Source organism: Aquipluma nitroreducens, assembly GCF_009689585.1.
GTDB classification, from domain to species: domain Bacteria; phylum Bacteroidota; class Bacteroidia; order Bacteroidales; family Prolixibacteraceae; genus Aquipluma; species Aquipluma nitroreducens.
Window position 1 is genome coordinate 1,613,957 of the sequence record NZ_AP018694.1, and the last position, 25,932, is coordinate 1,639,888.

The window sequence follows — 25,932 nt, forward strand, 5'->3', positions numbered from 1 at the left end:
TGATAAATTTTAGATAACAGATATTAGATTTTAGACCGGATTCCGGAAATGAAGTATTTTACTTTTTCAACATCCTTCAGAGCCGGGCTGATTTCGAAACCGCTGTTGATGTCGATTCCATGCCATCGGGGATGATCGAAGTGCCGGATGGCTTCCATATCTATGGGTCCAATGCCACCGCTCAAAAAGAAAGGAACATCGCCTTTGTAATTTTGCAGCAATTTCCAGTTAAATTTTTGCCCTGTTCCTCCCGGAATTTGGCCTTTGGTGTCGAATAAAAAATAATTGCACACCTTGGAATAAGCGTCCAACATTTCAAAATTGAACAGCTCATCAACAGAAAAAGCTTTGAAAACGGTTATTCCTGAATCCTGAATTTTCCGACAATATTCAGGAGTTTCATTTCCATGAAGCTGAGCCACATGCAAATCCCAGATTCGAACAGTTTCCAGTACTTTCTCCAGAGTTTCATCGACAAAAACGCCGACTTTCTTAACCAAATCCGGAATAACAGCCATTACTTCCGTAGAAGGTTCGAAGCCCACAAATCGTTTGCTTTTCAGGTAAAAAATAAATCCCAGATAATCGGGCAATGCCTCAACAACTCCCGAAATATTTTCAGGATCACGCATTCCGCAGACTTTTATTTTTAGTTCGTTCATTTCTTCTTTTTATTACCTGATCTCCTTTATTTTGTCATCCCGAATTTATTTCGGGATCTGCCGTTCTGTTCAGAAAGATCCTGAAACAAGTTCGGGGTGACGAGTACGCCAAATTTCTATTTCAATTTGTCTATAAACTCTTTACAGGCTTTGCCCGGATCATCTGTTTTCATAAAAGTTTCGCCAATCAAAAAACCTTTAAACCCGGCAGTACGAAGCTGAGCAATGCTTTCCGGATCAGAAATTCCGCTTTCAGAAATTTTCACAAACGGATCTGGAATGAGCTTGCTAAGGCGAACTGAAGTTTGCACATCTACCTCAAAAGTCTTCAGGTTGCGGTTATTTACGCCAACCAAGTCAACCTGCGGATTCAGTTTCTCCAACTCTTCAGCACTGTGAACTTCAACCAAAACTTCCAGTCCCAATTCTTTCGCTTTGAGTGTCAGTTCGAGCAATAATTCTTTGGTTAAGCTTTCAGCAATCAACAAAATTACATCTGCACCATGTGCCCGGGCTTCGTAAATCTGATATGGATCGAGCATAAAATCTTTTCGCAAAATCGGAGTTTCAGGATTTGCAAAACGAGCTTTGGCCAGATTCTCGAATGATCCCCCAAAAAAGTGATCATCAGTCAAAACCGACAACCCACTTGCACCAGCAGCCACATAAGCGACAGTGATTTCGGAAGCTTCGGCGGTCTCGTTAATCACGCCTTTCGATGGCGATTTGGTTTTAAATTCGGCAATCACACCACTCGCACCTTCGGCCAGCAACGCGGCCTTGAGAGAATTGGGTTTCCGCTTAAAATACGGCGATGCCATTAATTCTTCGACCGAAACCCTGCTTTTTGCCTCCGCAATTTCGGTTCGTTTGTTTTCGTTAATTTGATCAAGTATGGTCATATTCTTGTTTCGGGTTGCGAGATTCGGGTTGCGAGTTAACCCATAACTCGTAACTCGAACCCGTAGCAATTTTATACGTTTAATTCCATTAATTTCCTGAATGCCCCCAAAGCCCGTTTGCTTTTCAGCGATTCGGAAGCTTCAGCAACACAATCAGCAAGCGATTTCTCCGGATGAATACACTGAATTCCTAAAGCAGTATTTGAAATTACCACATTTTGCTGAGCCTCAGTTCCGGCGCCTTCCAATACATTTTTGAAAATTTTTGCAGCAGCTTCAACGGTTTCACCACCGTAAAGTTCTTCCGGAGGAACCGGAGCGAAACCAAAATCAGCAGGAGAAAGGTTGTCTTCAGTTAGATTCGACACAAAACGGGCATCACCGGTAAGCGAGATTTCGTCGTAGCCATCCAGGCTGTTCACAATGATGTAATTCTGTCCGCTTTCCCTGAAAACCTGATGATAAAGATCCATCACATCCAGATCGTACACGCCAACCAATTGGTTCTTGGGAAACGATGGATTGATGATTGGCCCCATCATATTGAAAAGCGTTTTAACCTTCAGTGCCTTCCGGACAGAGCCAACACTTTTCATGGCAGGATGAAACAGCGGCGCATGTAAGAAACAAATTCCGGCGTCTTCGACTTCCCGCTTCAATTTGTCCTGTTTGTTGTTGAACTGATAGCCAAAATACTCAAACATATTTGACGATCCGCTTACTGAGGATGATCCATAATTTCCATGTTTGGCCACTTTATAACCAGCGCCGGCAAGCAAAAACGTGCTGAGTGTCGATATATTAAAAGTGTCTTTCCCATCGCCTCCCGTGCCAACCACATCAATCGTGTTATATTCCGAAAGGTCGATAGCTACGCACAATTCGAGCAATGCCTGACGAAACCCAGCCAATTCTTCACCGGTTATTTGCCGCATCCTGAAAACCGTCAGAAAAGAAGCGATTTCGCTGTCCGAAAACTGTCCTTCAGCAATGCGAACCAGCATCTGATGCGCCTCAGCTTTGGTTAGTCTGCTGCCTGTAAATAAGTAATTTAAAGTATCTTTCATTTTTATAATGTTGCGGGTTTCGAGTTTCGTGTTGCGGGTAAAAGAACTCGCAACTCGTAACTCGTAACAATTTAATTTACTTTTTCAGCCAGTTAGTGATCATCAGCTCGCCAAGCGGTGTTAAAACCGACTCGGGATGAAACTGAACACCTTCGACGTCAAAAGTAGTATGTTTCATCGACATGATCATGCCTTTTTCGTCGTAACTGGTCACTTGCAAACACTCCGGAAGATCAGCTTCATTAACAATCCATGAATGATAGCGGCCAACCGAAAAGGTTTCAGGAAGACCATTAAAAAGGATTGTGGGTACTTTGGTGGTGGAAACCGGCGTGGCAATTCCGTGCAAAACGCGGTTCATGTTGGTAAGCGATCCGCCAAAAGCCTCGCCAATAGCCTGATGCCCCAAACAAACTCCCAACATACTCTTGGTTGGTCCGAATTTCCGGATAATGTCGAGCAACAATCCGGCCTCTTCAGGGATTCCAGGACCGGGAGAAAGTACTATTTTATCGTATTGCTCCAGATCTTCCAAAGCAATTTCATCGTTTCGGAACACATCAACCGGCAAGCCTGATATTTTCTTGATGGCATGTACCAGGTTGTAGGTGAACGAATCGTAATTATCTATGACTACTATTTTCATGATTGAATAATTGATTTACTGAATGATTGAATTACTGAACACTGAGACTGCTAACTAGTTGATATCCTTTGCTATTTCCAGCGCTTTTTTCAGAGCGCCCAGTTTGTTATTCACTTCCTGAAGTTCGCTTTCTTCCTGCGAATCGGCTACAATTCCGGCACCAGCCTGATAGTAAAGCGTGTTGCCTTTACTCAGAAACGAGCGGATCATGATGGCATGGTTCAGTGTATGGTCGAAGCCGAGGTAACCAATGCAACCTCCATAAAAGCTGCGGCGTTGATTTTCATACCGGTCGATCAATGTCATCGCCATGTGTTTTGGAGCTCCCGACAATGTTCCGGCAGGGAATGAATCGCCCAAAACGGTAATCATGTTAGTGTCTTTAGGCAATTTTCCTGAAACTTCAGACACCAAATGAATGACATGTGAGAAATATTGAACCTGACGGTAACTGTCGACGGTGACATCGCTGGCATTGCGGCTCAGGTCGTTGCGGGCAAGGTCAACCAGCATTACATGCTCAGCATTTTCCTTTGGATCGGCGCACAAACGTTCGGCAGCAAGTCGATCCTCTTCGTCGTTTCCGGTGCGCTTAAAAGTTCCGGCAATCGGATTGATAATGGCCCGACATTTCTTGATGCGCAGTTCAGCTTCGGGACTGGAACCAAAAATGCGGTAAGTTCCGTAGTCGAAAAAGAATAAATAAGGAGAAGGATTCACCGAGCGCAAAGCACGATAAACATTGAATTCGTCGCCTTTAAACGGCTGCGAGAACTGGCGCGAAAGCACAATCTGAAAAACATCACCGCGAAAACAATGCTCCTTGCCTTTGCTCACCATGTATTTGTATTCTTCGTTGGTAATGTTAGAAACTTCCTCTCCTACCGTATCGAACTGTGTTGGCGAAAAAGTCAGGTTACGTAGCAGTGATTCAATTTGGCCAATCTCTTTAGTTTCGCCTTCCATCAGGTTTTCGATCAGGTAAATCATGTCTTTGTGATGATCGATAGCTACAATGTACTTGTAAAAGCAATATTTAACTTCAGGAACCGAGTAGGCTGCCTTCTTTTCAGCCGTGATTTCAATTTTCTCGAAATACTTTACCGCATCGTAACCAATGTAGCCAAACAAGCCATTTGCCGGTAGGTTTTCGGTTTCTCCTGATAATTTGAACGACTTGAAAAAGGCATCCAGTTGTTGATCGACCCGGCATTCCGGCGAAATGCTTTTTGTCTCCTTTTCACGACCATTGTATTCGATGGTTATTTCACCCGAATCGGCTGTAAAGCATGCCATCGGTTTGATACAGATAAACGAATACGCATTTTCATGACCATGGTAATCGGAACTTTCGAGCAGAATCGAATTCGGGAATAAATCCCTGAATTTCAGGTAGACACTCACCGGTGTTAAGGTGTCGGCAAGGATCTTTTTTACGCTGACTTGTACATTAATTTCTTTCATGTGATATGTGGTTTAAGCCCCCTCCAAACCTCCCCCAAAAGGGGAGGCTTAAAAAGCAGTGCTAAGTAATTACTGTTTATATTTTTAATTATCAGAATCTGTGCCTTCTTCAAGTCCCCTCCCTCGGAGGGGATTTAGGGGAGGCTACAAAGAAAAAGCGGCTTACCGTGTTCCGATAAGCCGCTTTTCTGTTCATTTTTTGACAATGATAGCTACTTCCTTCCACGGTATTGCGAAAAGTTTCTGTGCCACCACCAAATATTTTTCATTGTAATCATCATTCTCATCTTAAATTAAAAGACCTGCTATTCCGAAGAGAAGCAGGCCTTAGTATAGTTTTAAAATACCAATATGGCTCTTACTTCTTACTTTTTAGAAAGAAGACCCCACCACGGAAGCCATATTGTATTTGTATTTTGAATCATGTTTTTGATATTTTCTGTAAAAAAACGAATTATATTCCAAAATAACAAGCCTTACACCGAGATTGTTTTCATTCTATTCTGATTTCTTAACAAAAGAAGTTGAAACTCATGGGAACAGCAATAAAACAATGTCTCTTTTGCCTAAAATATTTATTTGGAATCGCTAAAAATCAATTTACCATCTTTATACAATTTCGTTTCACCGTGCCAATTGGTATAGACAAAATGCTCATTACTATACTTTATTCCCGATGCCATTCTTTCCTGCTTCAATTCAATCCTCTCACCATTCAATTCCAGCATGCATGTTCCTAGCGAGTTATTAAAAGTACACTTTAAAGAGCTTCCGTCCTTATTAGTTGTCGTCGAAATTACAATCCCACTGTCTTTTGTCGAAGAATCTTCTGATTTTAGTTCGATTCCAGAACTGCTTTTTTCGGCTTTATTATTTGATTTCCTGTTCTGGCAGGAAAAAAAAATTAAAAATGAGGCGATGAACAGAATTTCGAAATCCTTTATCATAGCATTGCTTTAACTATTGCGCCAATGTAAACCGGAAGCTTACCCCAAAATTGGTTGTTGAAGTTTTAAACGACCCTACAAGCGGATGATTCAGAACTTTATCGTAATACAGGCGCAATTGGAAACGATCACTAAGCATATAATCTGCTGTTGTTTTTAGCGTGATATTATTCTGCCCTGCAGTCAATTGCTGATCCTCTTCAACAATTTTACGGAGGATAGTCATATTTTTTCTAAACGACAGATCGGCTCTTACGTTTAAATCATTTGAATAGGCTTTTTGCGATTTTTTTGTTTTCACAATCAAGTCCATCCGGGTAAATCGATAACCGACGCCAAAAACCATTTCTTTGCTTAACACCTCGGTAAGCTGGTTGTTTGAGAAACTTAAAGCAAGGTTACGGGAAGATTTAAGCTCAACCCTGGTTTCAAAGTCGTTAATCCATGTTACATCAAGTCCAATTAGCGGACTGAATTGCTCTGAAATACTTACTGAATTAATGTCGTTAGGGCCAACAAAATCGCCAAGCGTATTTCGCACGTAACTAAAGCCGTCGCCATATAATTTTTCGTTGTAATCGAGATTGGAGATAAACGACCCCACATTATAACTCGACCGGTACGCGTGATTAAAACTTAAGGTTTTAAAGTATTTCTTCAGAAATTCTGACTTCGAAACAACTCCTTCATAAGTGATTCGCCAGTTTGGACGCATGTATTTAATGGATGGGAACGGACTCAATGCAACTTTATCGGCCGACTGTCCGGTATAAGCTGCAATAAATGCGGGGACCAAAACCTGGGGTGAAGTTGAACCATAACCAACCGGGAATCCTGTATTTGGATCAGGAACATTCGGATTGTAGCCTTGAGCTCCAGCCCTCTGATTGGCAAGCCTCTGAGCAATTATCAGCCGATTACTCTTTAGCGCATCAAATGCTTTTGACGGATAGCTTACATTACCATCAGCATCCGTTTTTGACATCTTACTGAAAGCCGTATTCATGGTGTTGATAGACATGGTAAAATTACCGCTTACCGATCGATTGGCCGGATCAAACTGATGAGTTGAACTGTCGTAATTATAAAACTCAGTACTACGTTCAGAATAAGTGCGGTTGGCATTTAAATCAATCCGAAGATCAGGAAAAGGCTCAACATTGGCACGGAAATTAAACGTTTCGCTATGCGACATAACATACGGAGAATTGAGTGTTGTATCACGTGTAATCCAGCCTTTCGCTGCGGCCTTCATAGCAAAATCTTTATCCTGCCATCCAAGTAGGAATGGAATTCCAGGAGCAGTCGTCTGTCCGGGAAGATCGCTGTACATGGTCTTGTCGGGCGTATAATTACCAACTCCAAAAATACGGGGTTCAGGCATAAATCCAGGCATCACAGTTCCATCGGTTGTTGAATAACTTAATGAAATGCTGCGAACACTCATTAATGCACGTGCCGTGTACTGAACCAGTTTCTGTCCTAAATCACGGACGACCTCAATTTTGCCTTTAACCACAAACTTCACTCCCGATAAACTTTTATCAGAAGTAAAACTGACACGGTTTTCATTAACAACAACAACCTCTCCTTTAACAATTGAACCATCTTTTGCAATTGCCGTAACTTCAACATCCTTCGTTTTAAGCTTGTGAAATATCGATTTGGGCGTATTGGCTTTTAATCGAACATTGTCAGTCGAATACTGAACGACTTTTATTTTTGGCGCGGCCTTTTCCTTTACTGGAGCTGCTTGCTTCGGCTGGCCAGGCTTACCCTGTCCTTGTGTCTGACGCGATCTGTCCATGCGCTGCTGTTGTCGCGAACTGGTTCCGTATTTCTGGTTTATATCCTTTAAAAATCCCACCTTATTGTAAAGAGTAACCATATTGAGTTGGCCATTCATCTGAAGGTTCCGCGAGTTTTCGATCACGTTTCCAAGAACTACCGATTTATCAGTAATTGCTCCGGCCTGCCAATCGTACATTCCCTGATAACGAGCCGAAAGTGAGGTCCAGTCGAGCAATGGTAATTTGTTGATTGGTACCATGTAATTGGCATTGATGATGTGATGATACAATGTTGGACGACCCAGATTGAGTAAATTGGCTATAATGGAGTCTCTTTTTATGGTGTAGTCATCGTCATTACGGTTAATGCGGCCAGCCGGCTCATCAATACGGGCAGTATTCTGCGAAGAAAAGTCCAATTCCAGACTGCGTGTTAAGTTATACCGTAAATCAACATATCGATTCCATATGAACTCTTTATTAAAAGTGGGCGAAACAATCAGGTTTGGATTTGAAACATTTCGCAGCTGTATCTCATTGTAATACCGGTACAAATCTGTCCGGAATGAAAATTGCGACGGCATGGGCGAAATATTGAAATCGCGGATCAACCTGAAAATATTACTTTTCAGAAGTTTCGAGTTTTTAAATGGCTCGTAAGTCGCCGGTCTATTGTTGAAATTGTATGAAAATAATGCCCGATATGTTTTTTCGACGTTGAATTCCGTATTGATATCCCTGCGATTAACCTTGCTATAAGCGTAGGTTACCGAAAAGTTAGTCGGGTCATAAAACCGTGGCTTGCCCGACTTGCTGGTTTTATCGATTTTTACATTTGTGAAATTGAGGCTCTTTCGAACAACCAAATCCTGGGCAATATTTTTGATAGAATCTTTTGCAGCTTTGCTCCCGGCGTTGCTGAGTGCATCTTTCATGGTTATATCCTCGTCAACCGGATTGTATTTCGGATTGCTGACACTTCGGGAATAACCATAATACATTGGTATTTTAACTTGTGCCTTTTCAGGGAAAAACTTACCAAGTTCAAGGTTGGCAGCTACATCAATTTGGCTCAAATCGGCCATCGCCCGCTCGTTCACCTTTTGGTTAATACTTCCAAAACCAACACTCCTGTAACTACCCGCCATTATTACTGTTCCCAAATCGGCCAAACGTGCGGTAACCCTTCCGTTTGCAGCCCAACCTCCACTTTCGTCAAGGCCGGATAAAGCGAGCTCGTTTAGCCAAACTTCAATCGACTTCGGTCCATAATCGTTAAGGTCCTTATCTTTATAGCGAATACCTAGCATCATCACCTCCACGTTGCCCAAATTCGGGTTTCCCTTGATACTGATGGTTCGTGATCCTTTCAGGATTGAATATACCTTTGATAAACTAACTCCTGAATTGGCTACACGAAGTTCGGCATTTCGTTTCAGCTTCAAATTAGTAAGAATATCCAGAGCAAGATCAACACGGTTTGTGTCGGGCCAAACAGCATATCTGTCGGCTTCGTTTTCGCTGCTATAAATAGGACCCGGCTGTGTCAATGAAAGCGGAACCTCATACTCGTAGTAATTGTTGTAATAATCCGAACCAATCCGGACAAACAAAGACAAATCGCCATCTTTAACTGATGGCAGCCCCTCGATAGCTTCGGCATGGACATCCATTTTAAGCCGCTTGTAATTGCGGAAATCCATGCTCAGAGTCTTGTAGGCAGCACGCGACTCACCTTCCTCCAAATCAATTGCACGCATAACCAACGACTGTTCGTTCAGTTGAAGTAATTGTGGACTGGATGGGTCGATAACGCGTTCGACTCCCGGAGGCAAAACGTAATGTATCGGAGATCGACTGGCATTCTCTTCAATGTTTACTGCTGAAAGGTCGAATTGAGAATTCAAATTGGTATTTAAATTACCATCGACATTGCCGGTATATTTACGCCAATCGGCACGAACCAAATCGAGTGTGGCAAAACGCAGGAATGTAGGCTGTGAGAACCCTTTCAGAAACATCCTCATAAAACGAATCGATTTGAAATCGGAAATTGATCCAAATGCAGCGTCCGGATTTTTGACCGGTATCTTGAACTGGTACCACCTTACTGAATCGGCAACTGTATTATTTTTTAATTTAACATTCCGGGCTACCCTGATATCAGCAATCGAATTTTTTCCAACAACCATATCCTCGCGACGAACACTTATTTTATATTGGAAATAGCGTTCGTATTCGTTTAAGGTATTGTCGCTGTTAATGTCCTCCATGTCAGGTTGTGTGGATGCCGAAGTTGTATATGACTCTTTCGACATTTCGGCAGTGGGCGAGTTTCCATCCGGGCCATTAAAGTTTTTGTACCGCTCCAATATCCCAACTTGATCCTTATCAAAGTCAGATCCCCTGAAATAATGAAAATTATCACTCGAAGGATCCGCCTCAACTTTGGTAAGTGCAACCGGATTCAGAATAGTTTTCAATGTTTCCAAATACGGTTCTCTGAACCTTTGTTCATCGGTATCGTTCATACCATCTAAGCCTAGATCCTGGTACGTGCGACTTTGAACGTTATTATCAAACTCCTTTACAAGAGATTGTTGTTTTGGGACTCTACCCCAGGTGGTTGTGTCAACATTGGCCAGTTCGGCCGAAGTTGGCAATCCATTTTCGAACGACTTCCGTGAGTCTTTCAAAATATCTTCCGATACATCACCCAGGTTAAAATACAAATCGCCCCCTTGGTTAAGCTTAAGCGAATCGTTGATAAAAGGATCCATCACCCAGAATTCGATGTATTCAATGTTTGCAGCTTCAAAATCAGTAGTCTCAACTTTACGCATCATACCGCCCCAACGTGATTCCGGATCGCGAAGTGTTCCATCAGCATTCACCCCGTGTGAATATGCTGAAGGCTGGCTATCGAAATTATAGGGTCCTCTTTCCTCCGGATAAAAAGCAAGATCCAGAATCGGAATATTTGTTGGTAATCCGATTTGTGTTTGCCGGTCCGGAAAAATTTCGGATTCATAAACTTCACGAACAAAATGATTGGACTGAAGGTCTGCATTCTTTTTTATGTAATCGGGTGTTGTAGCGCTGTTTCTTAAAAACAGCGGATCAATAACATACCAAGCCAATTTGGCCCGGTTGAACCCATATGCAAGATCATCGGTCAAAGAAGCTTCCGGAAACATGTTTTGTTTTTGCGGGGTACTTGCCAACACCCAGGCCGAACGCGTTTTCATGTCAATGGAAGTCTTTGTTGCCTCAAAGTCGTCGATATATACCTTCCCAGTTCCAGAGATGACCTTAGAATGACCTGGAACCAACTTGGCGAACTCACCGTCAAATGCGATTGATGAATTTTCCTTGGTTGAATAAAATGGCAATTTATCGAGCATTTTAGTGATTAACCGTGATTGATTGGAATAACTCGCATCCAATCCAAGCATCGTATTTGAAATCGGATCATCGCCATAATTAACCTTTTGCGTTAATGGCCGTTCTTCCATGTGTAAAACGGTTGCGCCCAGGCTAAATCGATCGTTGAAGGCATAATTGGCATGTGTCCCGATAAGGGTCTTGCGTTGCATACTGAAAAGATCCTGACTTTCGGTCGAGACCTGAAGCGCTGAGCCTGATTCAAGCAACCCTGCATTAATAATCTTCACAATTCCGGAGGCATAATCTACCGTGTAGTCTATGTTTTCAGTCAGGGTAATCCCTCCTGAAGTAACTTTAACAGAACCTCTTGCCAAATTTTGCGCATTCACCGATATTTCATTGCTCGCCGAGCCTTTATACGATCCTTTTAACTTGAATTTATTGTGTTCGGCATCCTGTATGGCGACCGTTTTTGTTGAATCGTAAAGAGTGGTGTAAGCATATTTCTTTGCCAGAATTGGATCGCCAATCGAATCGGCAAGGAATTTTCCGAAAGGCTCCAAAACCGGGAAAATAATTTTTCCGGAATTGGAAATAACTGTAATGCCTTCGATGTAATCGAACATTCCATCGCGACCCAAATCCAATTGGGAATTGACCTTATCGAGATTCAGTACATTTAGTAAAATGTGTCCGTTCAACCTTCCTTCAGGCAAATAATTGATTTTAGTTCCGGCTTTATCGTTCTGGTATAAAACATCGAGAATAAAGTTCTCATTGGTCAGCTGATAGGCATTCAAATCATAAACGTTTTTCATCATCAGCTTCCATACCGGAATCCGTGGCGAAAGATTAGTTCCTTTCAGCAGCTTCAGGATTAAAGTTTCAGGGGCATTAATCCCATCAGTAGAAAACTCCCCAACCTGGTACGTTTTTCCGTTGGCCGTGTAGTTGAATGCTACGGCCAGTATTTCATCCGAATTTAAAGCCGAACGTAATGAAATATATCCCAGGTTTTTATTGATGGTGTATTCTGACTCACTAAGTAAGCGTGCCTGTTCAATTTTCTCAAAATCCTGTCCTCCGGTAAATTTATATGCTTCAAGCGGAGAAAGGGTTTTATTAATGATTGGAAATTGACGAATCCCGGAATAATTGGTAATCATTTGATTGTACAATCCATTAGCCCCATTAAAAGGGAAAATAGATTCGGGGTATCCTTGTCCCGTGGTTTCCTGAAAAGCACCAACTTCATTGTAAATATTACCTTTCGGATTGTTTGGGCTATTTGACTCATGTTCGCCCAAATCCATAAAAGCCAATATATTACGCGACGATGTGAAATTGCTCGATTTGTTGGTGACCCACACCTCAATTTTGTTGATCGTTATGGACGAGCTTACAATTGGCAGGTTTTTGAGCGCTGCATCGTAATGATCGCGGAAATATTGTGCCAGAAAAAAGTGCCGGTTGGCATCGTAATCAGAAGCTGCAATCTCAAATGTTTTCTTCTGGGCTCCACCTTCCGACTCAATTACTTTAGTTTCGCCTTTACTCTGCGAAAAAATAGTTGTCAGGTTAAGTTTTCCAAATTGCAATTCAGTTTTAACCCCGAACAGATTGGTCCCTCCGGTGATAAGCGAACCGTTCAGTGGAAGCGAAACATTACCGGCCTCAATCTTTTTAACAATCTGATCCTCATCACCAGTATAGCCCAGATTCATTTTATTTTCGTAATCGAAAGTAGCTTCGGTATTGTAGTTGACCCGCATTTCCATTTTATCGCCAATCTTTCCGGTTACATTCATCTGGATTTTCTGATTGAAATCGAAAGTCGGTACTTTGCGTAATCGCTCCGGAATGGATGGATTCTCGGTAGAATTCATCTGGTAACCGAAACTAACTTCGACATAACCCTGTGGGCGAATATCGATGGTATTACTTCCAAAAATCTTATTGAAAGTTTCGCCGCCAACAGTTAAACGGGGAATGAACCCACCTTTGTCTTCGACGCTTTTAATGTGAGCCTGGTTGCGCCAGTAGTTCTGAACGGCCAGTTCAAAATCGTATTTTTGAAATTCTTTTTTGGTCATGGTTTTTGGCAACCTGTAATTCAGATCACCAACCTTTTCGATAAAATTATATTCGCCCGTAACCGGATCGTATTCAACTTCGGTTTTAATATTCGAAGGAGTTTTCAGGAAAAGCTTTGAACTGTCTTTTTTATCGGGATAGGCAAATGCGGGTTCGTCCTTAAACTTATAGGGTAATACTCCGGTAGTATCAATTTTGACGGTATCTTTTGGAGCCGACAAAACAGGGAGTAAATTATAATTCCTGAGAGTTGTTCTTGATAGGATAGGATTACCTACAAGAGCATAAAAAAAAGATACAATAAATAGTATAAGTATGTTTCTGCCGTACTTTTTCAATTCCAAAAACTTTTTCTGTTTAAAGGCTTTTAAGTGCTAATTTGATCACACTTTCAACTGATAGATTGGGTTGAGCGGCCAGAATTTTGTCCAATTCTTTCTCGACCGGCTTTTTCGCAAATCCCAGCATGACTAAAGCAGATAACGCTTCATTTCGCAATGTATTGTCTGCCGATGCCACAAATTGTTCACTAACCGGCGACTTTCCTACCTTATCCTTTAAATCGATGATAACCCGTTGTGCCGTTTTCACCCCAATACCTTTTATGCTTTTCAGGAGATTGACGTTTTCATTCAGGATTGCATTACTGATTTCATCAGGAGAAAGGGATGAAAACATCATGATGGCCGTATTCGACCCAATGCCGCTGACTGAAATAAGCATGCGAAACAACTCCCGCTCAGCTTCAGAAGCAAAACCATAAAGCAGATGGGCATCTTCGCGTACCACCTGGTGAATGAATAGCTTTACCGATTCTCTTCCGTTCAATTGCGTATATGTATTCAACGAAATGGCTATAAAGTAGCCAACCGAATTAGCTTCCAATACAATATGAGATGGTTTCAGGCTGACAACAGAGCCCTTAATATATTCGTACATACAAAAAATGTTGAATTAAATTCCTTCCTCGATTGCTTCAAAATCGATCGATTCATCAACTTGCCCCTGATTAATTTCGTATTTCTTCAACGGATTTTTGGTAATCTCTTTGTATAAAGTACGATTTTTATGAATATCGATGGCCAGATACAATGCTTCGCGGAATGAATCGGGCGAGGCTTTATCTTCTCCGGCAATATCAAATGCAGTTCCATGAGCTGGTGAAGTACGGATAATCGGCAGTCCGGCTGTGAAATTTACGCCGCGATCGAATGAAGCCATCTTGAATGGAATCAAACCCTGATCGTGGTACATAGCCAGAATGGCATCGAATTTCACAAAATCGCCCGAGCCAAAAAATCCATCAGCAGGATAAGGACCAACTGCGATAATACCTTCGTCTTTAGCACGTTGAATGGCTGGAATAATAATATCAAGTTCTTCTTTACCAAGCAAACCGTTATCTCCTGCATGAGGATTCAGTCCAAGCACTGCAATTCGTGGACGTTTCACAAAGAAGTCCTTTTCGAGCGACTGGTTGATGATTCGTAATTTATTCAGGATTGCGCCTTTGGTTATTTTTGAAGAAACTTCGGATAATGGTACATGACCAACAACAACGCCAACTTTCATCGATTCGCTCACCATAAGCATCACAAAATCGCGGGCATTAAACTGTTCGGCCAGATATTCGGTATGTCCGGGAAAGTTAAATTTGTCAGACTGAATGTTATCCTTATTAATCGGGGCAGTAATCAGCGCATCAATTTCGCCGTTTTTCAAATCTTCAACAGCTTTTTCCAAAGCCATATACGAAGCTTCGCCAGCCATTTCGCTTGATTTACCCAATTCGACACGAATGTTGTCGTCGATGCAATTGATGATGTTTGCTTTTCGCGAATCAGCTTCGCTGGCCGTACGAATGTGATTGAAATTGAATGTTTCAATATTCAACGCTTTTTTATGATACGCCGCAACTTTGGGCGAACCGTAAACAATTGGGGTACACATTTCAAGAATGCGTGGTTCCATCAATGTTTTAATAATTACTTCGTATCCAATTCCGTTGATGTCGCCCTGCGAAATCCCTATAATAATTTTATCCCGTTTCATTAGCTGATTCTCCTTATGAGGTATTTAAAATATATAATCTGACAACTGATTTTTTGTTGCGCAAATTTAATCTATTATTTTAGACTATTTAAAGTTGCACAAACATACTGACTTAAAGAATTTGTGTTTAAAGCTGGAAATCTAAAAAATGACAATCATTAGCAGGATTAGAATCATCAGCATAAACAAAATAAACTGATTTCGGACAAATAGACCCAGTAATAAAAGTATTTCGATTTCCTCGGTTGAAGCTGTGAAAACTTCGATGGAGCCTTTATCTTTAGTTAAAAACTCATGGCTTTGGTAAGTTATTAGTTCATCGCCGTTGAATTTCCACGACCATCGCGACTGCCAGAAGTTTTTAACTTCAAGTTCGAAACGTTTCCCATTAATAATAATATCACTTTTAGGATTGAAAAGGTTTATCATGATGGTTCCTAAAAGAGCCTGATTATTGGCATCGAATATTTCAAGTTTAGAAAGGAAGAATTCGCGACTAAGTATAAAACGACGACCGTTTATCATTCCATGAGCTTTTGAACCAATAAGGCTTTCCCATACGATAGAGCCGATCCTTTCTGATCCATGAAATATTTCAAGCTGATTCTTTAAAATTCCTTTCGACCAAAAATATCGTTCCATAGTTTCTGTGCTTAAAAAGTACATGCAAGTTACGAAAAAAATGCACAGATATAAATTTCAGAACCAGAGTCGCATCATGAAACAGATCCGACCCTGATTTGGAAACCACCTATTCAACGATTTAAGATTGATTCTGTTATGCTCTAATTTCTACTTCCGATTCGCAGTTTCATCACAATCATCGCCCAAATTCAGCAATTCAACTTTCCGAAAATCAATTGGATTGCTTTCTGATTGTAACGATATGGTTCCCATCTTAAGCAGCTTATTTCCATCAGGAGGAAGTAATTTCTGATAACTTGGATCACGATCATCGAGTTGTGGCTGAGTGTATTGCATTACAACCTTCCCATCAATGATATGTTTGATAATTGAATCGCCCTGAACTTCAACTTCTGCAGTAACCCATTGGTCGCCATGATACGTTTTTGAAGTAGAAAGTGTACAATGATCTGTCCAAAGTTTGCCATTAAGCACAATGTTTGTCCCCGGTGTACAAACGTTAAGGTTAGGACGTTCATCTTTGCCGTTTCCTCCCAATAATTGAACTTCGATTGACACCGGAAAATCCTGATCCAGATTCATGCTCCCAGCGCTTTGTCCATGTATCATGATTCCACTATTCCGATATGCCCAACTAGCACCTCCGGGGCATTGATCGCCCACAAACCTGTACTCAACCCTGATTTTATAATGGGAATACGGACATTTGTAAAAAATATGGCCGTAATGATCGTCAAACGTCTGATACTGATCGTACCTGACTTTCAGTAAACTATCCTCAACCCGGAAAGTATTTCCATAGTTTTCATTCAACGGGAAACCTTTAATCTTTATATCCCAGTCGTTCAGGTCCTTTCCGTTAAAAAGTTGAATCCAACCTTCATCTTTAGGTTTTGAAGTTGAACAGGCCGAAGCGATGCCAAGCGCAAAAACAAAAAGAATAACTCGTGTATAAATTTTATTCATGATCGTATAATTTAGGTTCTGAAAGATAAGTAAATGTTTTAACTATGTAAATCAAAAAAATCAACTTAGTACAAAAAACAAGGAGCTGGACTATCTGATAGCTCCGGCTCCCTGCTGAACGAAAATAATATAAAGTCAGGAATGACTCTACTTTTTATCTTTTTTAGCCTTCTTTTCCAGTCTTTTTTCTTTTAATGTTTTTGTAGGTTCCTTTTTTTCGTTCTTGCGAGTATCTACTCCTTTTGCCATAACTTTTATTTTTAAGGTTACTATTCTAATTCTGAACACATAACGTTTGTTGGAAACATTTTAATTTGTACCAGATCAAATTTATCATTTTTTGCAGAAAAATATGCACTTTGGGATGCAATGTTTTAAGCATATTCCTGAAAATAGCATCAAAAACTTAGAACGATTTAGTAAAGAATGGAGTCGGAATCATTTTCTGTGTCTTCCACTATTTCTTCCAATTGAAATAATTTAACCAAATTCGTATTTAAAACTAAAGCATACTGATCGTCTAAAAACCCCAATCGACCAATTACTAGCCCTTTGTCTATGGTTGCCAATTTGCTTAACCGAATTAGCGAGACTTTTTTGAGACCGTTTAGATCAGAAGGAGACATAAGAACATCAAATTCGGTACTCCATTTGATTTGGGTTGTAATAAAAGCCACGGTTATATCTTCGTCTGTTTCAATCAATATGACTGCTGGTCTGTTTTTGATTCCCGATAAATCAGAAAAGGGAAAGGGAATAAGTACAATATCGCCCCTATTCATTTGTAATGTTCCTTTAAATCGTTTACTGAATAAAGATCTTCCTCATCATTTAAATAGCTAAATGCTGATGATTGAGATGTTAATTCCTGAATTCCTTCCTGTAGAATCTGATCCTCCATTTTCATTACTAAAAATTCAGCAAAATCATGTATTTCCCTAATTCCGGCCTCTGGTAATCGCCTGATTTTAAGTATCGTATTCTCGATTAAATCATTTCTTTCCATGATCATTAGCATTAATGTATTATCACAAATTTACGAATCTATACGAATATCTTATTTCATTCCTGATTAATTCTTTGATTAATAACAATCAGCACTTTCACTAAATATGAGACAAAAACAAATATTTAACCAGGTGGTTAAATATTTTAGTTAAAACGTTTGGTAAATTCATTTCAACAATTTACTTTTGACCACATGATTTAACCGCTTAGTTAAACTTTAAAACAAAATGGAAATAAAAAAAGATAGCACTGAAGATAAAATTCTGGAAGCAGCCAAAAATGTTTTTGTTGCCAAAGGAATGGAAGGCGCCCGGATGCAGGAAATTGCCGATGAAGCAGGAATTAATAAAGCACTGCTTCACTATTATTTCAGGAGTAAAGAAAAGCTTTTCGAAGCTATTTTCTCAAAAATCATCCAATTTGCCTTTCCGGAAATAACTCGAATTGCGCAATCGAATGAACCTTTTATCAGCAAAATAGAACAGGTTGTTGATGCTTATATTGATTTGCTGATTAAACATCCGTTTATTCCAGGCTTTATCATGAAAGAACTCAATCGTGATCCTTCAGGTCTATTTAAATTAGTTGTGAAATTCGGATTAAACCCACAGGTTATTTTCGATCAGATCCAACTCGCTATGGATCGCGATGAAATCATCCAAATGCAACCGCGACATCTGGCAGCCAACATCATTTCGATGTGTATTTTTCCATTTGCCGCGCGACCATTGGTGAGCTTCGTGCTCTTTAAAGATGATCAGGTTGCACTCAATGCCTTTTATGTCGAACGGGCAGACGTAATAAAGAAATTTGTAATCGACGCGATAGTAATCAAAAAATAAATATCCATGAAAATCATTAAACTACTGTTCATTGCAATGCTATTTCCCGCTCATCTACTGATGGCACAGGAAGCAGTAACCTTGGAACAATGTCAAAATTGGGCTCGCGAAAGTCACCCGGTTCTGAAACAACTAGATTTGTACCAACAAATTCTCGATCTCAAAAACGAAAACAATGCAACCAGCTTTTTACCTCAAATCAGCCTGAACGGACAAGCAACATACCAATCGGCGGTGACCAAAATTGGAATTTCGCTGCCAAACATTAAAATTCCATCGGTTGACAAAGACCAATACAAAGTTTACCTTGATTTTAAGCAAACGATATGGGATGGCGGTTTGAGCAAAGCCAAAGAACGGATCAACAATGTTGAAAATGCCGGAAACCTGCAACAAACTGAAGTGGAATTGTACCAGGTAAAAGAAAAAGTAAACCAGTTTTTCTTTACTTCATTCCTGATCCAGGAAAACCTGAAAATTCTGGAAAAGAAAACCGAAACACTTTCTGAACGTCGAAAAAGCATGGAGTCGGCTGTCAATAATGGAATGGTTTTGTCGTCGGAATTGGACCAATTACTCGCCGAACTCATTAAAACAGAGCAGACGGTTATCGAACTCAAAAGCAACAATGAAACGGTTTTGTACGCGTTGTCGATCCTGACTGGAAAAACAACTGAACAACTGAATTATCTTAAATTACCTGACGAACTTACGGTTACAAATCTGCCGATAAAAAGGCCCGAACTAGATATGTTCAGTAAGCAAAATGAGCTTTTAAGCGCCAATTCTGAAATTCTACAGAAGCAACGAAATCCCAAGTTATTTGGTTTTGGGCAGGCTGGCTATGGACGACCTGGAATGAATATGCTTAGCACTAAATTCGACACCTATTATCTGGTTGGCCTTGGTTTTAGCTGGAATGTTCTGGATTGGAAAACAACCAGCCGTCAAAAACAAATGATCAAACTTCAGCAGGACATCGTTCAAACCAAACAAGAATCGTTTGTACGGAATATTGATTTGGCAACCGACCAGCAAACGAAACAAATCAACCAAATTGCTGAATTACTGAAAACCGATCAGGAATTAATTGTGATTCGCGAACGGATCACGAAAACATCAGCTTCGAAACTTGAAAACGGATCCATCACTATGGCCGATTACATTCAGGATTTGAATGCCGAAACGACTGCCCGACTGATGCTCGAAACCCGCAAAATACAGCTGAAAGAAGCCCGGATAAAACTTGAGAATATCAGGGGAGTTCAGTAGAGTTATAAATGATGAATTATAAGTTATAAAAAACAGATATAAACACAATGAATATGAAAAAACTACAAATCATAGTATTGGCTTTTCTGGTGTTAGGAGCCTGTAAAAGCGGAGAAAAGCAATCGGATGCTTACGGAAATTTTGAAGCTGTGGAAACTATAGTTTCTTCGGAAATGCCCGGGAAATTACTGATCATGGACGCGAAACAGGGTGACTTGCTCGAACAAGGTAAACTAATTGCCCTGATTGACACCACCGAATTGTATCTGAAAAAACTACAAACACAGGCTCAACTTGATGCCAGCGGAACAAAGAAACAAAACGTTTCGGCACAAATAAACGTGTTCAAAGAGCAAAAGAAAAATGTACTGACCACACAACAGCGCATCACCAAAATGTTTGCCGACAAAGCTGCAACGCAGCAACAGGTTGACGACATCAACGGACAAATGAATGTTCTGGACAAACAGATTTCGGCTACAAACACACAGTTTCAGCTAATCAGCAGCGAAATGGAAGTGGTTAAACGACAGTTGGATCTGATTAGCGAACAGTTGACGAAATGCCGCATCAAAAGCCCGATTAAAGGAACTGTATTGGAAACTTACCTTGAAAACGGCGAATTAGCTACTCCGGGTAAACCAGTCCTGAAAATGGCCGATTTAAGCAATCTGGAATTGAAAGTTTATATTTCGGGAGCGCAACTATCCAATGTTAAACTTGGGAATGAGGCTAAAGTGTTGATTGATTCGGATGCCAAAGAGATGCAAACCATGAGTGGCAAAATCACCTGGATTTCGTCGGAATCGGAATTCACACCCAAAATTATTCAGACCAAAGAGGAACGGGTAAAATTAATGTACGCGGTTAAAATTTTGGTCGCTAACGATGGCCGGCTGAAAATCGGAATGCCGGGAGAAGTGGTGTTCTAAAAAGCTATGAATTATGAGTTATAAGTTATGAGTATTAAACAAAACTCGTAACCCATTACTCGCAACCAAAACTGCCATGATTAATGTTCAAAATATAAGTAAATCATACAAAGACGTTCAAGCCGTTCGCAACATTTCGCTCGAAGTGCAAAAAGGCGAGCTGTTCGGACTGATTGGCCCTGACGGTGCAGGCAAAACAACCCTGATGCGCATCCTGATGACATTACTCATTCAGGATGAAGGCAAGGCCACAATGAACGGGCTCGATGTAATAAAGGATTACAAAAAAATCAGGAACATTGTTGGATATATGCCCGGACGTTTTTCACTTTACCAAGACTTGACAGTTGAGGAAAACCTGAACTTTTTTCCCACTGTTTTTAAAACTACAGTTGCCGAAAACTATGAACTGATCAAGGACATTTACATCCAGATCGAACCTTTCAAAAACCGTTTGGCCGGAAAACTTTCAGGAGGGATGAAACAAAAACTGGCATTGTCGTGTGCGCTTATTCATAAACCAGAAATTCTGATTTTGGACGAACCAACGACAGGAGTCGATGCCGTTTCGCGCAGAGAATTTTGGGATATGCTGAAAAAACTTCAGCACAAAGGAATTACCATTTTAGTATCGACACCCTACATGGACGAAGCAATGCTTTGCAACCGCGTGGCGCTTATGCAAAAAGGGAAGGTGCTGGATATTGACACTCCACAGAAACTGGTAGAAAACTATACACGAAAATTGTATGCCATAAAATCAATCGACATGCACCGGTTAATTCAGGATTTACGTTCGTTCGAAAAGACCGATTCGGCATTTGCATTCGGCCAATATTTGCATGTAACCGGAAAATCAGACGAAGTTGAAGCTACCGAATTCGAAAACTTTCTCCTGAAAAAAGAACATCAGAATTTAGAGGTTTTCGATATTCCTCCGACAATTGAGGATGTGTTTATGAATATGATGAATGAATAAATGATTTAACCACTAAGATCACGAAGAAAATCACAAAGAAACACCAAGTATAAATTGTTTTTTAATCTGTGAAAATCTGTGTCATCTGTGGTAAAACAAAGAAGATGGAAAAAGTAATTGAAGTACGCAATCTGGTTAAGAAATTTGGTTCGTTCGTTGCCAACGATCACCTGAATTTCGATGTGTATCAGGGCGAAATATTCGGCTTTCTGGGAGCGAACGGCGCCGGAAAAACAACGGCTATGAAGATTCTTTGCGGCCTCTCCTCTCCTACTTCCGGTCAGGTAAAGGTAGCTGGATTTAATATTTACAAGGAAACGGAAAAAGTGAAACGTAACATCGGCTACATGAGCCAGAAGTTTTCGCTGTACGAAGACATGACCATTGCCGAAAACATCCGGTTCTTCTCCGGAATTTATGGAATATCACCATCCGACCGGAAAGAAAAACAAGAGAAATTGCTAAAAGATCTGGGCCTCGAATCGGCCAAAGATTCATTGATTGGCTCGCTGCCATTGGGCTGGAAACAAAAACTGGCCTTTTCGGTAGCTATTTTTCACGATCCGAAAATCGTTTTTCTCGATGAACCAACCGGTGGCGTTGACCCCATTACCCGTCGCAAATTCTGGGATTTGATTTACGAAGCATCTGACCGCGGAATTACCATTTTTGTGACCACTCACTACATGGACGAAGCCGAATATTGCAACCGTGTTTCGATTATGAATGAAGGCCGCATTGAAGCGCTCGATACGCCTGAAAATCTAAAAAGGCAATTTGGCGCCAAGAATATGGACGAGGTTTTCCTGAAAATTGCCAGAAACGTAGAATAATATTGGATTGTATAGACGCGATGTATCGCGTCTATACCACCAAAAAGGAATAACAAATTATGAAACAATTTATAGGTTTTCTCCGGAAAGAATTTCTGCACATTTTTCGCGACCCACGAACAATGCTGATCATCTTTCTATTGCCAATCGTGCAACTGTTGCTGTTTGGAAAGGTTATCAATACTGATATTCAGAATTCGAAAATTGCCATTCTCGATCAGTCGCACGACAATACGACCCGCGAAATTACTTCGAAACTGATGTCCTCGGGCTATTTTGTATTGGGCGAAGAATTAATGCCCGGTGACGATGTGGAAGATGTTTTCCGAAAAGGAAAAGTAAAGATGGTGGTCTCTTTTGGAACCAATTTCGAGCAAACGCTGGAGCGCGACGGGAAAGCTGACGTCCAGCTTTTAGCCGATGCTTCCGATCCGAACACCGCGCGAATCCTGACTAATTACGCTTCAGGAATAATAAACGACTATGTAAAAAAAGAAAAGCTTCAAAACATCGAGCTACCAAACCAGATAAATACTGAAGTGCGAATGCTTTACAACGAAGGATTGAAAAGTGTGTACATGTTTGTACCCGGAATTATGGCCATGATCCTGATGCTGATTTCGGCCATGATGACCTCAATTTCGATTAGTAAAGAAAAAGAGCTTGGAACCATGGAAGTGTTGCTGGCCTCGCCGCTAAAACCGATCCAGATTGTTTTGGGAAAAGTTACGCCATACCTGTTATTGTCGTTCGTTAATGCACTGACAATAATCATCATAGGCGTATTCTTCTTTGGCGTTCCAATTAAAGGAAGCTTCTTTCTCCTGATGGCCGAAAGCTTCCTGTTTATCCTGATGGCGCTAAGTTTAGGAATCCTGATTTCGACCGTTGCACCCAACCAAATGGTTGCAATGTTCATTTCGGTATTGGCACTGATGCTTCCAACAATTATGCTTTCAGGGTTTATGTTCCCGATTGAAAATATGCCATTGCCGTTGCGCATCATCAGTCACGCCATGCCGCCAAGATGGTTTATTGTGATCATTAAAAACATCATGCTGAAAGGAACCGGAATTATGTATGTGTGGAAAGAAACACTGATTTTAATGTTTATGGCATTCGTATTTATTGCATTGAGTATTAAGAATTTCAAGATAAGATTGGAGTAAATGAAGTTCGGAGTGAACTAGAATTCGGAGTGCCTAGAGTTGAAAAATAGACAATAACCAATCAAATCTAAACACAATGGAAAATAAAGAATTTGCGAAACAACTGGAAAAAGAACAAAGGTCTTTGCAATAACGATTATAAAATTGTCTTCCTCCTTACCGAATACTCCTGAAGGACGCGTGATCAGGAATCAGATTACAAAATCAGGAACAAGCATTGGCGCAAACTACCGTGAGGCAAATAGGGCAAGAAGTAAGGCCGATTTTTCGAACAAAATTAGTATTGCCGAAAGCGAAGCCAGTGAAACGGCTTATTGGCTTGAAATTATTGAAGAACTAGCATGGGCTGAAATCCAAATGGTTCAGGCCGCCATGAAAGAAGCAAATGAATTACTGGCAATTTTTACATCAATTGGAAAAAATATGAAATAAATGAAGTTCGGAGTGAACTGGAATTCGCAGTGCCTAAAGTACTTCCGACATTTAACTCCAGGCACTCCGAACTCCGAACTTTAAACATTTTTTATGAAAACACTTTTTTACGTCATACAAAAAGAATTCATCCAGGTGAGGCGCAACAAAACGATGCTCCGGATGATCATTATGATTCCATTGTTGCAAATGCTGGTTTTGGTATTTGCTGCCACCTACGATTTGAAGAATGTCAATATATACCTGGTCGATAAGGACATGTCGTCAACCTCTCGCGAACTGGCGTCCAAACTGGATGCATCACCTTTTTTCACTATCAACAATACTTCGTTTAATCCCGACGACGGAGAAAAAGCGATTTTGGACAACAAAGATCACATGGTATTGGTCATTCCTCAAGGATTTGAACGCAACCTGATCCGCAACGACAAAGCCAGTTTGCAGTTGCTGGTAAATGCCATCGACGGGCAAGCCGCGCAGTTGGGCTATTCGTATGCTGCTTCGGTAATTCGCGACTTCAACAAAAATATTATTGCTGAATGGAAAGGGCTGCCCGAATTTAATGCACCTTACCAAATTAACTCAGTTTCGCGGTTCTGGTACAATTCGGAACTTGAGTACAAATGGTACATGGCGCCAGGCGTTCTTTGTATTTTGGTTACACTAATCGGTTTGTTTCTTTCGGGAATGAGCCTGGTAAAAGAAAAAGAACAAGGCACCATCGAACAATTGAATGTGACCCCGATACGAAAAATCCAGTTTTTGGCCGGAAAGCTGATTCCATTCGTTGTAATTGCCCTGTTCGACCTTTCCTTCGGACTTTTGATTGCCAAGTTGGTTTTCCATCTTCCTGTTGTTGGAAGCTTGTGGCTGGTTTTTGGCTTTGGGATGCTTTACCTGCTTGGTATTCTTGGACTTGGATTATTCGTTTCGACGCTGGCCGACACGCAGCAACAAGTGATGTTTGTAACTTACTTTTTCATGATGATCTTTATCCTGATGGGCGGCGTATTTACTCCGGTTGATAGTATGCCACATTGGGCGCAAATCGTCGACGAGGGCAATCCGATTTATCATTTCATTAGAGTCATGCGCATGGTGGTGTTAAAAGGATCGAACTTTGGAGACCTTATTCATGAATTTATTGCCATGAGCATTATCGGAATTACCTTTTTGAGCCTGGCAGTGTTGAGGTACCGAAAAACGGCCTGATGAAAGTGAGCAGTATTCAGTCTCAGTTTTCAAAAGGGAAAAGTCATTAGTCATTGGAAAAGATTTTCCAATGACTAATGACTTTTCCCTAATTATAGTTGTCCCGAATTCAGAATTGCATATAAAATAGCCAATCTGAGGCGGTAATCCGAGTAGCTCGCTCCGCTTACAGCATCAATCCGATTAAAATCTTGTTTTTCGAGCATTTGATTTTCGTAGCTCGGATACGCAATTGCCGGGGTGGTTCCACTTTGAAGCATCTGCTTACAATAAGCTTCGTCGTGTTGTTTACCATGACCATCTTTATGAATTTCATCGTAGTCAATCGAGATCATTTTCCCGCCTTTCATTTCAAAAGTCACTTCATGCCTGTACCCAAAATCATCAACCGGACTGGCTCCTTTGTAAGTTCCATCCTTCAGGCCCGAAACTAATCCGGGAAAATGGTTTTCATCGCAAATTTCCTTGAAAGCTGACCGGACTTTGTTCATGTCTGATCGTTCAATAATCCAATGAATTTTCTCAAGAATTGCAGATTTTTCCTGATCCTGATTTGATGGATGCGAAAATGAAGTGCAAACAATAAAGCACACAAAAAGAGGGGCTAAATAATTTTTCATGCATCGAATAC

Annotated in this window: 22 protein-coding genes; 8 read left to right on the top strand and 14 right to left on the bottom strand. The window is 40.8% G+C overall.

Going from position 1 to position 25,932, the window contains the following annotated elements:
- Positions 1–23: 23 nt before the first annotated feature.
- From AQPE_RS06720 to AQPE_RS06775, 13 genes are all read right to left on the bottom strand, one after another.
- Entirely contained in the window at positions 24–662 is a 639-nt protein-coding gene (locus AQPE_RS06720) for a phosphoribosylanthranilate isomerase (RefSeq protein ID WP_318350288.1), read from the bottom strand.
- A 116-nt stretch (positions 663–778) separates the two neighbouring features.
- Positions 779–1,633, bottom strand: a complete 855-nt coding sequence (gene trpC, locus AQPE_RS06725) for an indole-3-glycerol phosphate synthase TrpC (protein ID WP_318350289.1) — start codon at positions 1,631–1,633, stop codon at positions 779–781.
- A gap of 2 nt (positions 1,634–1,635) precedes the next feature.
- A complete protein-coding gene (gene trpD / locus AQPE_RS06730) occupies positions 1,636–2,631 on the bottom strand; it encodes an anthranilate phosphoribosyltransferase (RefSeq protein WP_318350290.1) in 996 nt (331 codons plus the stop codon).
- Positions 2,632–2,707: 76 nt separating this feature from the next.
- Positions 2,708–3,277 (bottom strand): anthranilate synthase component II, encoded by a 570-nt coding sequence (locus AQPE_RS06735; RefSeq protein WP_318350291.1) that lies wholly within the window; start codon positions 3,275–3,277, stop codon positions 2,708–2,710.
- A 54-nt stretch (positions 3,278–3,331) separates the two neighbouring features.
- On the bottom strand, positions 3,332–4,741 hold the full coding sequence (locus AQPE_RS06740) for an anthranilate synthase component I family protein (RefSeq protein WP_318350292.1): 1,410 nt from the start codon (positions 4,739–4,741) through the stop codon (positions 3,332–3,334).
- 575 nt (positions 4,742–5,316) lie between these two features.
- A complete protein-coding gene (locus AQPE_RS23855) occupies positions 5,317–5,688 on the bottom strand; it encodes an MliC family protein (protein ID WP_404801004.1) in 372 nt (123 codons plus the stop codon).
- 13 nt (positions 5,689–5,701) lie between these two features.
- A complete protein-coding gene (gene sov, locus AQPE_RS06745) occupies positions 5,702–13,303 on the bottom strand; it encodes a T9SS outer membrane translocon Sov/SprA (RefSeq protein WP_318350293.1) in 7,602 nt (2,533 codons plus the stop codon).
- A gap of 13 nt (positions 13,304–13,316) precedes the next feature.
- Positions 13,317–13,898, bottom strand: a complete 582-nt coding sequence (gene ruvA / locus AQPE_RS06750) for a Holliday junction branch migration protein RuvA (RefSeq protein WP_318350294.1) — start codon at positions 13,896–13,898, stop codon at positions 13,317–13,319.
- 15 nt (positions 13,899–13,913) lie between these two features.
- Entirely contained in the window at positions 13,914–15,011 is a 1,098-nt protein-coding gene (gene pdxA, locus AQPE_RS06755; protein WP_318350295.1) for a 4-hydroxythreonine-4-phosphate dehydrogenase PdxA, read from the bottom strand.
- A gap of 141 nt (positions 15,012–15,152) precedes the next feature.
- Positions 15,153–15,653 carry a hypothetical protein gene (locus AQPE_RS06760; RefSeq protein WP_318350296.1) on the bottom strand — a complete coding sequence of 167 codons (501 nt, stop codon included), beginning with the start codon at positions 15,651–15,653 and terminating at the stop codon, positions 15,153–15,155.
- 150 nt (positions 15,654–15,803) lie between these two features.
- Positions 15,804–16,622: a 3-keto-disaccharide hydrolase gene (locus tag AQPE_RS06765; RefSeq protein WP_318350297.1), complete on the bottom strand. Its 819-nt coding sequence runs from the start codon at positions 16,620–16,622 to the stop codon at positions 15,804–15,806.
- 416 nt (positions 16,623–17,038) lie between these two features.
- Positions 17,039–17,404, bottom strand: a complete 366-nt coding sequence (locus tag AQPE_RS06770; protein WP_318350298.1) for a type II toxin-antitoxin system PemK/MazF family toxin — start codon at positions 17,402–17,404, stop codon at positions 17,039–17,041.
- Entirely contained in the window at positions 17,401–17,628 is a 228-nt protein-coding gene (locus tag AQPE_RS06775) for a hypothetical protein (RefSeq protein WP_318350299.1), read from the bottom strand. Before AQPE_RS06775 ends, AQPE_RS06770 begins: the two co-directional genes overlap by 4 nt.
- 229 nt (positions 17,629–17,857) lie before the next feature.
- On the opposite strand from AQPE_RS06775, the gene AQPE_RS06780 reads away from it, so the two are divergent.
- The 8 genes from AQPE_RS06780 (at position 17,858) to AQPE_RS06815 (ending at position 25,301) form a co-directional block, all read left to right on the top strand.
- A complete protein-coding gene (locus AQPE_RS06780; RefSeq protein WP_318350300.1) occupies positions 17,858–18,472 on the top strand; it encodes a TetR/AcrR family transcriptional regulator in 615 nt (204 codons plus the stop codon).
- A 6-nt stretch (positions 18,473–18,478) separates the two neighbouring features.
- Complete coding sequence (locus AQPE_RS06785) at positions 18,479–19,744, top strand: TolC family protein (protein ID WP_318350301.1); 1,266 nt, start codon at positions 18,479–18,481, stop codon at positions 19,742–19,744.
- A gap of 53 nt (positions 19,745–19,797) precedes the next feature.
- Entirely contained in the window at positions 19,798–20,676 is an 879-nt protein-coding gene (locus AQPE_RS06790) for an HlyD family secretion protein (protein WP_318350302.1), read from the top strand.
- Positions 20,677–20,752: 76 nt separating this feature from the next.
- Positions 20,753–21,655, top strand: a complete 903-nt coding sequence (locus tag AQPE_RS06795; protein ID WP_318350303.1) for an ABC transporter ATP-binding protein — start codon at positions 20,753–20,755, stop codon at positions 21,653–21,655.
- Between the two features lie 104 nt (positions 21,656–21,759).
- Complete coding sequence (locus AQPE_RS06800) at positions 21,760–22,488, top strand: ABC transporter ATP-binding protein (RefSeq protein ID WP_318350304.1); 729 nt, start codon at positions 21,760–21,762, stop codon at positions 22,486–22,488.
- Positions 22,489–22,547: 59 nt separating this feature from the next.
- A complete protein-coding gene (locus tag AQPE_RS06805; RefSeq protein ID WP_318350305.1) occupies positions 22,548–23,657 on the top strand; it encodes an ABC transporter permease in 1,110 nt (369 codons plus the stop codon).
- 144 nt (positions 23,658–23,801) lie between these two features.
- The gene (locus tag AQPE_RS06810) at positions 23,802–24,089 is read left to right on the top strand and encodes a four helix bundle protein (protein WP_404801005.1); all 288 of its coding nucleotides are present in this window, start codon (positions 23,802–23,804) and stop codon (positions 24,087–24,089) included.
- A gap of 93 nt (positions 24,090–24,182) precedes the next feature.
- Positions 24,183–25,301, top strand: a complete 1,119-nt coding sequence (locus AQPE_RS06815; protein WP_318350306.1) for an ABC transporter permease — start codon at positions 24,183–24,185, stop codon at positions 25,299–25,301.
- 92 nt (positions 25,302–25,393) lie between these two features.
- Here AQPE_RS06815 and AQPE_RS06820 read toward each other — a convergent pair whose 3' ends face one another.
- Positions 25,394–25,921: a hypothetical protein gene (locus AQPE_RS06820; protein ID WP_318350307.1), complete on the bottom strand. Its 528-nt coding sequence runs from the start codon at positions 25,919–25,921 to the stop codon at positions 25,394–25,396.
- Between the last annotated feature and the right edge of the window lie 11 nt (positions 25,922–25,932).

Coding starts and splice junctions, on each gene's coding strand:
- AQPE_RS06720 (WP_318350288.1), bottom strand. CDS start 662: ATGAACGAACTAAAAATAAAAGTCTGCGGAATGCGTGATCCTGAAAAT.
- trpD (WP_318350290.1), bottom strand. CDS start 2,631: ATGAAAGATACTTTAAATTACTTATTTACAGGCAGCAGACTAACCAAA.
- AQPE_RS06735 (WP_318350291.1), bottom strand. CDS start 3,277: ATGAAAATAGTAGTCATAGATAATTACGATTCGTTCACCTACAACCTG.
- AQPE_RS06740 (WP_318350292.1), bottom strand. CDS start 4,741: ATGAAAGAAATTAATGTACAAGTCAGCGTAAAAAAGATCCTTGCCGAC.
- AQPE_RS23855 (WP_404801004.1), bottom strand. CDS start 5,688: ATGATAAAGGATTTCGAAATTCTGTTCATCGCCTCATTTTTAATTTTT.
- ruvA (WP_318350294.1), bottom strand. CDS start 13,898: ATGTACGAATATATTAAGGGCTCTGTTGTCAGCCTGAAACCATCTCAT.
- pdxA (WP_318350295.1), bottom strand. CDS start 15,011: ATGAAACGGGATAAAATTATTATAGGGATTTCGCAGGGCGACATCAAC.
- AQPE_RS06760 (WP_318350296.1), bottom strand. CDS start 15,653: ATGGAACGATATTTTTGGTCGAAAGGAATTTTAAAGAATCAGCTTGAA.
- AQPE_RS06765 (WP_318350297.1), bottom strand. CDS start 16,622: ATGAATAAAATTTATACACGAGTTATTCTTTTTGTTTTTGCGCTTGGC.
- AQPE_RS06770 (WP_318350298.1), bottom strand. CDS start 17,404: ATGAATAGGGGCGATATTGTACTTATTCCCTTTCCCTTTTCTGATTTA.
- AQPE_RS06775 (WP_318350299.1), bottom strand. CDS start 17,628: ATGGAAAGAAATGATTTAATCGAGAATACGATACTTAAAATCAGGCGA.
- AQPE_RS06780 (WP_318350300.1), top strand. CDS start 17,858: ATGGAAATAAAAAAAGATAGCACTGAAGATAAAATTCTGGAAGCAGCC.
- AQPE_RS06785 (WP_318350301.1), top strand. CDS start 18,479: ATGAAAATCATTAAACTACTGTTCATTGCAATGCTATTTCCCGCTCAT.
- AQPE_RS06790 (WP_318350302.1), top strand. CDS start 19,798: ATGAAAAAACTACAAATCATAGTATTGGCTTTTCTGGTGTTAGGAGCC.
- AQPE_RS06795 (WP_318350303.1), top strand. CDS start 20,753: ATGATTAATGTTCAAAATATAAGTAAATCATACAAAGACGTTCAAGCC.
- AQPE_RS06800 (WP_318350304.1), top strand. CDS start 21,760: ATGGAAAAAGTAATTGAAGTACGCAATCTGGTTAAGAAATTTGGTTCG.
- AQPE_RS06805 (WP_318350305.1), top strand. CDS start 22,548: ATGAAACAATTTATAGGTTTTCTCCGGAAAGAATTTCTGCACATTTTT.
- AQPE_RS06815 (WP_318350306.1), top strand. CDS start 24,183: ATGAAAACACTTTTTTACGTCATACAAAAAGAATTCATCCAGGTGAGG.
- AQPE_RS06820 (WP_318350307.1), bottom strand. CDS start 25,921: ATGAAAAATTATTTAGCCCCTCTTTTTGTGTGCTTTATTGTTTGCACT.